Origin of the sequence: Coprobacter tertius, from assembly GCF_024330105.1 — a bacterium.
Classification (GTDB): Bacteria; Bacteroidota; Bacteroidia; order Bacteroidales; family Coprobacteraceae; genus Coprobacter; species Coprobacter tertius.
Map to the genome: position 1 here is coordinate 265,916 of NZ_JANDHW010000004.1, position 11,555 is coordinate 277,470.

10 protein-coding genes are annotated in these 11,555 nt (G+C 40.0%); 9 read left to right on the top strand and 1 reads right to left on the bottom strand.

Translation table 11 applies throughout. The annotated features are described in order from the left end of the window. On the bottom strand, positions 1-441 hold the full coding sequence (dut, locus tag NMU02_RS05930) for a dUTP diphosphatase (RefSeq protein ID WP_290427116.1): 441 nt from the start codon (positions 439-441) through the stop codon (positions 1-3). Between the two features lie 246 nt (positions 442-687). Here dut and NMU02_RS05935 point away from each other — a divergent pair, with 246 nt between their 5' ends. From NMU02_RS05935 to dprA, 9 genes are all read left to right on the top strand, one after another. Beyond that, a complete protein-coding gene (locus NMU02_RS05935; RefSeq protein WP_255026601.1) occupies positions 688-2,019 on the top strand; it encodes a deoxyguanosinetriphosphate triphosphohydrolase in 1,332 nt (443 codons plus the stop codon). Between the two features lie 20 nt (positions 2,020-2,039). Further along, positions 2,040-3,290, top strand: a complete 1,251-nt coding sequence (locus tag NMU02_RS05940) for a TPM domain-containing protein (RefSeq protein WP_255026505.1) — start codon at positions 2,040-2,042, stop codon at positions 3,288-3,290. A gap of 145 nt (positions 3,291-3,435) precedes the next feature. Then, positions 3,436-4,011 (top strand): helix-turn-helix domain-containing protein, encoded by a 576-nt coding sequence (locus NMU02_RS05945; protein WP_255026506.1) that lies wholly within the window; start codon positions 3,436-3,438, stop codon positions 4,009-4,011. A 20-nt stretch (positions 4,012-4,031) separates the two neighbouring features. Next, positions 4,032-5,684: an AMP-binding protein gene (locus NMU02_RS05950; protein WP_255026507.1), complete on the top strand. Its 1,653-nt coding sequence runs from the start codon at positions 4,032-4,034 to the stop codon at positions 5,682-5,684. Between the two features lie 105 nt (positions 5,685-5,789). Beyond that, positions 5,790-6,554: a YaaA family protein gene (locus tag NMU02_RS05955; protein ID WP_255026509.1), complete on the top strand. Its 765-nt coding sequence runs from the start codon at positions 5,790-5,792 to the stop codon at positions 6,552-6,554. 79 nt (positions 6,555-6,633) lie between these two features. Next, positions 6,634-7,872 carry a GTPase HflX gene (gene hflX / locus NMU02_RS05960; protein ID WP_255026510.1) on the top strand — a complete coding sequence of 413 codons (1,239 nt, stop codon included), beginning with the start codon at positions 6,634-6,636 and terminating at the stop codon, positions 7,870-7,872. A gap of 33 nt (positions 7,873-7,905) precedes the next feature. Beyond that, positions 7,906-9,906, top strand: a complete 2,001-nt coding sequence (locus tag NMU02_RS05965; protein ID WP_255026512.1) for a DUF4954 family protein — start codon at positions 7,906-7,908, stop codon at positions 9,904-9,906. Between the two features lie 111 nt (positions 9,907-10,017). Further along, positions 10,018-10,422, top strand: a complete 405-nt coding sequence (locus NMU02_RS05970; RefSeq protein ID WP_255026515.1) for an acyl-CoA thioesterase — start codon at positions 10,018-10,020, stop codon at positions 10,420-10,422. Between the two features lie 13 nt (positions 10,423-10,435). After that, the gene (dprA, locus tag NMU02_RS05975; RefSeq protein WP_255026519.1) at positions 10,436-11,545 is read left to right on the top strand and encodes a DNA-processing protein DprA; all 1,110 of its coding nucleotides are present in this window, start codon (positions 10,436-10,438) and stop codon (positions 11,543-11,545) included. Positions 11,546-11,555 lie beyond the last annotated feature (10 nt).

An 11,555-nucleotide genomic window follows, 5' to 3' on the forward strand; every position in this document is an offset into this window, starting at 1 on the left:
TTATTTTACACCGGTATGCCCAAAGCCACCGGTTCCACGTTCACTTTGTTCCAACGTGGGTACCTGTTCCCATTCGACTTTTACATATTCCTTTACGACCATCTGGCAAATACGCTCCCCATCGTTGATTACAAAATCTTCATCCGATAAATTCATCAGGATAATGCCTATCTCTCCCCTGTAATCGGCATCGATCGTACCGGGAGAATTAAGCACAGCAATTCCTTTTTTCAACGCAAGACCGCTACGCGGACGTATCTGAGCTTCGTAGCCCTCAGGCAATTCGATAAAAAGGCCGGTAGGTATCAATATGCGCTGCATAGGTTTTAAAACGACCGCATCATCGAGATTCGCACGTATATCCATCCCTGCGGCATTCGCCGTTCCATAAGCAGGTAATGCATGTTTCGAACGATTCACTATCTTTACTTTTATTTCCATAATTCCTCTTTATTTTACATTGTCTGCACAAAGACAGCCCTTTTAACTTGCGAAAATAACGAAAACCATTCAAAAGAACGGTATATTTTCGTTTTTTAATGCATATTTTTATGGCTCCGACAGGATGAATGCCTCTAACTCTTAAAGAAATCTGTTTTTAAGAAATCCTTAACAGGATAATCACAGATTTTATGTAAGTTTGCTTTTCAAAATTAAGTATATATGACAAACAACGACATATCGCGTATGAGCTGGGAAAGGCTATTATCGGCCAAACGTTTCGGTATGGAACGTTATCACGACGAAAGACACCATACCCGGTCCGATTTTCAAAGAGATTATGACCGGCTGGTTTTCTCGGCACCTTTCAGACGCTTACAGAACAAAACTCAAGTATTTCCTCTACCGGGAAGTGTATTCGTACACAACCGACTTACTCACAGCCTCGAAGTTTCATGTGTAGGACGTTCTCTCGGAAATAATGTTTCGGCTATATTTTCGGAAAAATATGCCGACAAGCCCTGGGTAGATAAATTACAAGGAATAGGGCCCATCGTTTCGGCAGCTTGTTTGGCACACGATATGGGAAACCCGCCGTTCGGTCATTCGGGAGAACGCGCCATAGCAACTTATTTTTCGGAAGGAAACGGAATGGATCTCAAGAAATTCTTGAAAGAAGATGAATGGAAAGATCTTACCCATTTTGAAGGAAACGCAAACGCATTCAGATTACTCACCCACCAGTTCAACGGCAGAAGACAAGGCGGTTTTGCCATGACCTATTCTACCTTAGCTTCTATTGTAAAATATCCTCATTCCTCGACTTTAGCTAAAAAGAAAGGGAAATTCGGATTTTTCAAATCGGAAGAAGCCGATTTTATTAAAGTCGCAGAAGATTTGGGTATGATCCGCATGAAAGAAGAAGACGGTGTACGATATTGCCGCCACCCACTGGTATATCTGGTAGAAGCTGCCGACGACATTTGCTACCAAATCATGGACATAGAAGATGCCCATAAACTGAAAATTCTTACCACAGACACTACCAAAAAACTTTTACTGAGCTTCTTTGAAGGACAAAGGCTCGAACATATAATGGAAACACTCGATATCGTTACAGATATCAATGAACAAATCGCCTATCTGCGTTCTTGCGTAATAGGAGTCTTAGTCGACGAATGCTCTCGGATTTTCTGCGAAAAAGAAGATATTTTATTGGAAGGAAAATTCGAAGGAGCCTTAATCGATCATATCGGAACCGTTCCCTGTAAAGCATATCAAGACTGTTCGAAAGCCGCATATGCATATATTTACAAATCCTCTGATGTTCTGGACATCGAATTAGCCGGTAACCGAATTATTTCTATATTACTCGATAAGCTCACAGATGCTGTCATAAATCCCCAAAAGGCTTATTCTCAATTATTGTTGAATAAGGTCCCGACCCAATACGAAATGCAAGCCGAATCTCTTTATAACCGCTTACAGGCTGTTATCGATTACATATCGGGCATGACCGATGTATATGCTCTCGACCTTTATCGAAAAATAAACGGAATGAGTCTCCCTGCCGTATAAAACTTAGAAAATCAAAAACAATGAAAAGAATACTATTATTTTTACTGATATTTCTTTCGAGTTCGCTCTCGCTCATGGCAGACAATGCCTATACGATAGAGACCATCCCGAATACACATCTAAAAAATGCAAAAGATTTCGTTTCAAATCCCGACGGTATACTTTCAGCTTCTTCCGTTGCCGCCATCAATCAAATCCTCGATTCTCTGCAAATTAAAACAACTGCAGAAGTAGCGGTCGTCGCAGTTAATTCTATCGGAGATGAAGAAATTAAGCCCTTCGCCACTCGCCTTTTCGAGCATTGGGGTATTGGCAAGAGAGAAAAAGATAACGGATTGCTCATTCTTCTCGTTGCCGACAAACGGCAAATTACCTTCGAAACAGGTTATGGCCTCGAAGGTGTATTGCCCGATGCCATCGTCAAAAGAATACAAATGGTGAATATGTTGCCATATTTTAAAAAGGGTGATTACAGTAGCGGTATGCTGGCTGGCATAGAAAGGGTTACCGATATTTTGACTAATCCCGAAGCGGAAGATGAAATAAAAGCGACCCGTCCCACTGAACAATATCAGGGAACTAATAATATAAATCCCTTGTATTTCTATCTCGGAGCATCGTTTCTGATTTCAGTTCTTCTGTTGAGTATGATCCGAAGTTCATTAAAACAAAAATATAATAACAATAATTATAACCGTTATAAATCACTCGTCCGCTTTAAAGGAACTGTAACTATACTGGCATTTATTTTCCCTTTTTTCGTCGCTTTTATTTGTTTTTGGTTACGCTGGAAACTCAAAAAGCTACGCAATGAAAAACAAATTTGCGACAAATGCGGCAGTACGATGCACAAACTCAATGAAGAAGAGGACAATCATTATCTTTCTCCTCAAGAAAATACCGAAGAAAAACTCAACTCGGTAGATTATGATGTATGGCTATGCGATAAATGCGGAAATACCAGAATATTCCCCTATGAAAACGCATACACACGATACACGGTATGTCCTAATTGCCGGGCCCGGGCCTATAGTCTTCAAAAAGATTATATCCTATCCCCGGCAACCCCTTTCAGTGCGGGAGAAGGAGAAAAAATATACGGTTGCGCCCATTGCCATAAACAATTCAGAAAACGTTATGTCATACCTATGATCATCGTGGCATCCGGAGGAGGCCATCGAGGAGGAGGTTTTGGAGGAGGAGGAGGTTTCTCGGGGGGTAGTTTCGGAGGCGGCCGTTCGGGCGGAGGAGGAGCGACCTCCGGTTGGTAAAAATAGAAACGGGAAAATGAAAACTATATCGTAAAAGAAATTTCTCTCATTTTTCGCAAGAATAATTAAAGTTTTATTTATTTTTGCAGAAAAATATTTCATTCTGAAACCTAAAAACATCGATTAATTAACAAACGAAACAATAATGAACTGTAACAATTTTGTCGGAGATAAAATAAAGTCTCTGCGCGAAGACAAAAAAATGACACGGGAAGAACTCGCTCAACATGCGGGACTGAATGATGAAATAATTGAAAAAATCGAAGATAATACCGACTTACCGGCTTTGGCCATATTACTGAAAATAGCACGAGCTCTCGGAGTCAGACTCGGAACATTCCTCGATGGTCAAGAAGAATTAGGTCCTGTAGTTTGCCGTAGCGAGGAACAAAGCAGTAATCTCACATTTTCTACCCATGTTTCGGGAACTCGCCGACATATGGATTATTATTCGTTATCGGGATCGAAAGCTAACCGGCACATGGAACCATTTATGATAAATATCGCTCCCGCCGACCCTGAAACATACGAACTTTCTTCTCACGAAGGGGAAGAATTTATTTATGTTATGTCGGGTAATATCGAAATTAATTATGGAAATAAAACTTACCGGCTTACGAAAGGCGACAGCATTTACTACGACTCTATCGTTCCTCACCATGTACATGCCGATAATTGTGAAGATGCGCAAATACTTGCCGTCATACACATTCCGGTTTAACGATCTCTCAAAAAAGACCTATGAAACTATTTGAAAAAACATTGGGGGATTTTCTTGAATACTGGACAGAAAAAACTCCGGATAAAGAATTTATCGTTTACTCCGACCGAAACCTGAGATTTACCTATTCGGAATTCAACCGACGTGTCAACAATCTGGCGAAAGGATTGATGGCAATCGGCGTTAAAAAAGATTCCCACGTAGGCATATGGGCAACTAATGTCCCCGACTGGACCGTTTTTCTCTTCGCAACGGCTAAAATCGGAGCCGTACTGGTAACGGTAAACACCAATTACAAACAGCACGAACTCGAGTATCTCGTAAAAGACTCCGATTTGCATACCCTTTGTATTTCGAACGGAACATTCGACAGTGATTACCGGGATATGACTTATACTATGTTACCCGAATTACGCACGTCTCAACGGGGGAATCTTAAAAGCGAACGTTTCCCTTTTATGAAAAATGTGGTATATATCGGGCAGGAAAAACATCGGGGAATGTACAATACAGCCGAACTTTTGTTGCTGGGTAGTACAATGGAAGACGATATTCTGGAAAAACAAAAAAAATTATTCGATTGTTATGATGTGGTAAATATGCAATATACTTCAGGAACAACTGGTTTTCCTAAAGGAGTAATGCTTACCCACCACAACATTACAAATAACGGGTATTGTATCGGACAATGTATGAAATTTACCGAAAACGATCGCGTATGTCTTCCCGTTCCTCTTTTCCATTGTTTCGGTATCGTATTAGGCATTATGGCTATCATTACCAACGGAGCCTGCGCCGTTATGCTCGAACGCTTCGACCCTCTGGTCGTTCTTGCATCGGTACATAAAGAACGGTGTACCGCCCTTTACGGTGTGCCTACCATGTTTATTGCCGAACTACATCATCCGATGTTCGATATGTTCGACCTCAGTTCTTTACGTACCGGGATTATGGCCGGTTCTCTCTGCCCCGAATGGCTGATGAAAGAAGTGGTGGAAAAAATGAATATGCGGGAAATAACCAGTGTTTACGGCCTAACCGAAACCTCTCCCGGTATGACACAAAGTAAAGTAGATGATCCGCTGGAAGTACGTACCTCGACGGTAGGGAGCGACCTCCCGTTTGTAGATGTTAAGGTAATTGATCCCGATACTCTCGAAGAATGCCCCGTAGGCGTACAAGGCGAAATGTGTTGTAAAGGCTACAATATTATGAAAGGCTATTACAAAATGCCGGAAGCGACTGCCGCAATTATCGATAAAAACGGATACCTTCATTCTGGTGATTTAGGGGTAAAAACTCCTGAAGGGAATTATATTATTACAGGACGTATAAAAGATATGATTATCAGAGGAGGCGAAAATATTTATCCTCGTGAAATCGAAGAATTCTTATACCAGTTACCTCAGATAAAAGATGTACAAGTCGCTGCAGTACCTTCTAAAAAATACGGAGAAGAAGTAGGCGCCTTTATTATTCTAAAACCCGGAGAGACCCTGCAAGATTGTGATATTAAAGATTTTTGTAAAGGAAAAATATCACGGCATAAGATTCCTAAATATATTTTCTTTATCGACGAATTTCCAATGACAGGAAGCGGGAAAATACAAAAATTCAAATTAAAAGATCTCAGTCTCGAATTATTGGCCAAACAGGGAATCACTCCTGAATGAGAAACAAACAAACATAAAAAGGGAATAGAAAACTATTCCTTTTTTTATTCAACCCTAAAAATTATATTTGTAAAATTATTAAATACGTTTTATTAATTCCCCATTATGATGCTTCTTCTTTCCTGTGCAAAAACAATGAGTCGTAAGTCGGAAATTAAACCTCCTTTCGCTACGGAACCCACCTATGCGAAAGAAGCATCATACATAATCGGACGGTTACTGCAATACGATGCTGAAGAACTGAAAAAAATTCTTAAAATACCCGATCGCATCGCAGCAGAAAACCTTCTAAGGTATCAAGATTTTCACTCGACAACAACAACTTCGCTACAAGCATTACTGGCATATACAGGCATCGTTTTCAAAAATATTTCTCCAGAGGATTTTTCACAAGAAGATTTCGAATATGCACAGAACCATTTGCGCATCACCTCTTTTTGCTACGGACTTTTACGTCCGATGGATCTTATAAAACCTTACCGGCTCGAGGGAGACGTAGATCTATCGGAATCAGGAACGGAAAATATGTACGCTTATTGGAATAAAAGACTTACAGAGGGCTTCATTTCCGAGATAAAAAAAACGGGAGGAATTTTATTCAATCTGGCCAGCAACGAAATGAAATATCTGTTCGATTGGAAACGGATCGAAAGCGAATGCCATATCATAACACCACAATTTAAGCTTATAAAAAACGGGAAAATGAAAACCATTGTGATTTATACCAAGATGGCACGTGGAGCAATGACCCGTTTTATATTAAAAAACAGAATCGAAAATCCCGAAATACTAAAAACATTTACCTGGGAAGGTTTTCATTTCGACCCTACACTTTCTGACGATAAAAACTATATCTTTACACTGGAATAAAACAGTAGAGATTCATAAGGACGAAGAACATTTTCTCCGCTATTTCATTATATTTGCATATATTATACCAAAATCATATATGAAGGAATTTATTCTTACAAAACAAGATACCGAACGTACCGTATTGGTAGGTATCATTACGCAAACACAAAACGAAGCTAAAGCAAACGAATATCTCGACGAACTCGCATTTTTGGCCGAGACGGCCGGAGCAGAACCTGTAAAAAAATTTTTACAGCGACTCGAGTACCCTAATCCTACGACATTTGTAGGAGCCGGGAAACTAAAAGAAATTAAAGATTACATCGATGAAAATGAAATAGGGCTCGTTATATTCGATGACGACCTCAGTCCCAAACAACTAAAAAACATAGAACACGAATTACAGGTAAAAATTCTGGATCGTACCAGCCTTATCCTCGATATTTTTGCCAAACGGGCACAAACGGCCCATGCAAAAAGCCAAGTAGAACTGGCACAATACCAATACCTACTTCCAAGGCTGACTCGGCTATGGACCCACCTCGAGCGACAACGAGGCGGTATCGGAATGCGCGGCCCCGGTGAAACACAGATCGAAACCGACCGTCGTATCATTCTCGATAAAATATCACGACTGAAACAGGAACTGAAACAAATAGACCGGCAAAAATCGATTCAAAGAAAAAACCGGGGTAAAAATGTGCGGGTAGCTTTGGTTGGCTATACAAATGTAGGAAAGTCTACCCTGATGAATTTACTCAGTAAATCGGAAGTATTTGCCGAAAACAAATTATTCGCGACACTGGATACTACTGTACGTAAAGTCATTATCGATAACCTTCCTTTTTTACTGACAGATACCGTAGGCTTTATCCGAAAATTACCGACGCACCTCGTCGAATCCTTTAAATCGACTTTGGATGAAGTGCGTGATGCCGATCTTCTTTTACACGTAGTAGATATTTCCCATCCTTCTTTTGAAGAACAAATAGAAATCGTAAACAAAACTTTGTATGAAGTTTGCGATTCGGCCGATAAACCTATGATTATTGTTTTCAACAAAGTAGATGCTTTTTCCTACGTCGAAAAAGATGCAGACGATCTTACTCCTCGTACAAAAGAAAATATTTCCCTTGACGAGCTGAAAGCCACCTGGATGGCTAAAATGAATGACAATTGCATTTTTATTTCAGCGAAAGAAAAACAAAATATCGACGAACTAAAAAAACGGTTATATGATAAAGTAAAAGAAATTCATGTCACACGATTCCCTTATAATGATTTTCTATACACAAAATACGATGAGAATGATATAGAATCGGCTGAAGAAAACTAAGTCTTTAACACTATCGCTAAAAAATACGGAACAATGTGTAAAACATTCAGAAAACTGACCGACCTCGAAATAGAAACGTTGAAGCAGCAACATTGCACCTCGGATGACTGGTCGGCTATTGAAGTAGCAGAAGCTTTTACGCCCGAGTATATATTCCATACCCGTTTTTCAGGTAAAATTCGCATGGGTGTATTCGAAAAAGAATTCATTTTACCCGGAGGCTTCCGAAAACATTCGGGACTAAGACATGTCAGCCTACATAATTGTACCTTGGAAAACAATGTCCTGATCGAGAATGTATCGAACTATATAGCCAATTATAATATCGGAGAGAACAGCTTTATACAAAATGTAAATGTTATCGTAGTAGAAGGAAAAAGCTCTTTCGGAAACGGTACGGAAGTTTCTGTACTCTGCGAAACAGGTGGACGTGAGGTCCCTATTTATAATAAATTGTCGGCACACCTCGCCTATATTATCGCATTATATCGTCATCGTCCCGTGCTCATAGGAAAACTACGAGAAATGATCGCCGCATATGCCGAAAAACATACTTCGGAAATAGGATACATCGGGAAAAATGTCGAGATTATAAATACCGGAACGATAAAAAACGTATGTATCGGTGATTTTTGTGAAATCAACGGTGCTTCGAAACTCGAAAACGGTACCATAAACAGCAACGAGAATGATCCTGTAAAAATAGGCTGCAATGTCATGGCAGAGGATTTTATTGTCAGTTCGGGGGCTCACATTTCCGACGGCGTAGTTATGGTAAGATGCTTTATCGGGCAGGCTTGTTCTTTATCCCATCTTTTTTCGGCACACGACTCCCTTTTCTTCAGCAATTGTCAGGGAGAAAACGGTGAAGCCTGCGCCATATTTGCAGGACCATATACCGTATCGATGCATAAATCGAGTTTACTCATTGCCGGTATGTTTTCTTTCCTGAATGCTGGAAGCGGATCGAACCAAAGTAATCATATGTATAAACTGGGACCCATACATCAGGGTATTGTCGAACGAGGATCGAAAACAACAAGCGATTCATATATCCTTTGGCCGGCAAAAATAGGAGCTTTCTCTCTGGTTATGGGGCGACATGTCAGACACCCGGACACATCCGATCTGCCTTTCTCTTACCTCATCGAAAAAGGAAATGAGTCGTATCTGGTACCGGGAGTGAACCTGAAAAGTGTAGGAACCATACGCGACGCTCAGAAATGGCCTAAACGGGACAAACGAAAAGATCCCGAAAAATTAGACAACATCAATTTCAATTTATTAAGCCCTTATACGATACAAAAAATGCTGACGGCTATCGAAGTGCTACGCTCACTGCAACGTACTTCGGGTGAAACATCGGAAGTTTATTCTTACCAAAGTGCCAATATACACAACGGATCATTATTAAAAGGGATATTGCTTTATTCTAAAGCTATTAATAAATTTCTCGGTAATTCGATTATCAAGCGACTTGAAATTACCCGATTTAAAGATAACGATGAAATTCGAAAACGACTAAAGCCGACAACAAAGGCAGGAAATGGAGAATGGCTCGATTTATCGGGACTGATCGCACCTAAATCTGAAATCGATAAACTGATTTCAGATATCGAATCGGAAAAAATTACTTCTCTCGATGAAATAAACGATACTTTCACCAGACTTCACCAAAATTATTACGACATGGAGTGGACCTGGGCTTATGAAATCATGCAAAAATGGTATGATAAAGATATTTCTCAAATGAAAGCCGATGATATTATCGAGATCGTAAATATTTGGCGCGAAGCAGTTGTTAGCCTCGATGATATGTTATATGCCGATGCAAAGAAAGAATTCTCTATAACTGCTAAAACCGGATTCGGGGTCGATGGAAATTCCCAACAAAAAAATATCGATTTCGAACAGGTTAGAGGCGCTTTCGACAGCAATACTTTCGTACAAACAGTTAATGAACACATCCGGGCAAAAACCGCATTGGGGAACGAACTGATAGAACGGATCTCTTCTTTACAAGGAAAAATATAACTTCTTTTACATAAAAACGGGAAGCTACGTAACTTCCCGTTTTTACAATAATATCGTATATATAAATTATTTCGTTATTTTTGAAATCTATATAAACGGCCAAGTATAAAAATGGAAACTAAATATTGCTACGAACTCGAATTTAAAGTACGTGATTACGAATGCGATATGCAAGGTATTGTAAACAATGCAAATTATCAGCACTATCTCGAACATGCCAGACACGAATTCCTGCAGCAAACCGGCACTAATTTCAATGAAATACGGTTAAAAGGAATAGAACCGGTCGTCAGCCGTATCGAGATCGATTATAAAAACTCGTTGCATAGCCAAGATTATTTTATTTGTAAATTATATGTTAGAAAAGAAGGAATCAAATTTGTTTTCTATCAAGATATATACCGAAAATGCGATCATAAACTTTGTGTAAAAGGACGAGTCGAAACTGTATGTATAAATAACGGAAAACTAAGCCGAGGAGACGAACTTGTTCCATATTTTGAAAAATACCTTTAACCCCTTAACATTAATGAATTGCAACAACGACCTTATTTATAAAATAGCTCTTACCCGTATTAAAGGCATGAACATGCTAATGGCCCGGTTATTACTGGAATCCTTCGGAGAAGTACGGGAAATTTTTTCTTGTAAACAGGACATATTACAAAAAGTTTCGGGATTGCAAAGCCCTGTTTTTGCTGACGATAAACGACAAAAGGCAAAAGAACAAGCCCTTAAAGAAGCCGAGTTTATCGAAAAAAATAAGATTACTCCTTTATTCTTTACCGACCCGGATTACCCTTCCAGACTGCTCGAATGTGTCGATGCCCCATTGATGCTCTACTACCGGGGAAATGCCGACCTGAATGTATCCCGCATAATAAGTATCGTCGGTACACGCCATGCGACCAATTATGGTCGGGGATTTTGTACCGAATTCATCAACGACTTATCGCAAATATTTCCCGAAAGTATTATCGTAAGCGGCTTAGCTTACGGTATAGATATTGCCGCACACCGTGCTGCTTTACAGGCCGGACTACAGACTATAGGCGTACTTGCTCACGGTCTGAATACCTTATATCCCCCAGTTCATCGCCAAACAGCAATAGAAATGTTGTCTCACGGCGGATTACTTACCGAATACATTTCACAACAATTGCTACACCGGGGGAATTTCATCGCTCGTAATCGTATCGTAGCAGGATTATCTGATGCGACTGTCATCGTAGAATCGGCAGAAAAAGGAGGGGCATTGATTACCGCAGGAATTGCCTCGGGATATTCAAGGGATGTATTTGCTCTTCCGGGACGTATCGGGGACACCTATTCTAAAGGTTGCAATCGTTTGATCGCATGTAACCAAGCTGCATTGATTACTTCTGCCGAAGACTTCATAGATGCCATGTGTTGGGAACGTCCTCTGAAAAAAGAAATACAACCCAGCCTATTCTCCGAAGTTAACGAACAGGAAGAAACTATCTTAAAAATATTACAGGATAAAGGAGAATGTCAGATAGAACAACTGACCATTTTTACCGATCGTCCCGCCCCTGAAATATTAGCTTCGTTACTCGAACTCGAGTTTAAAGGACTTATACAAGCGTATCCCGGAGGTGTTTACAGAAGAGTCAAATAATATTCTGTAT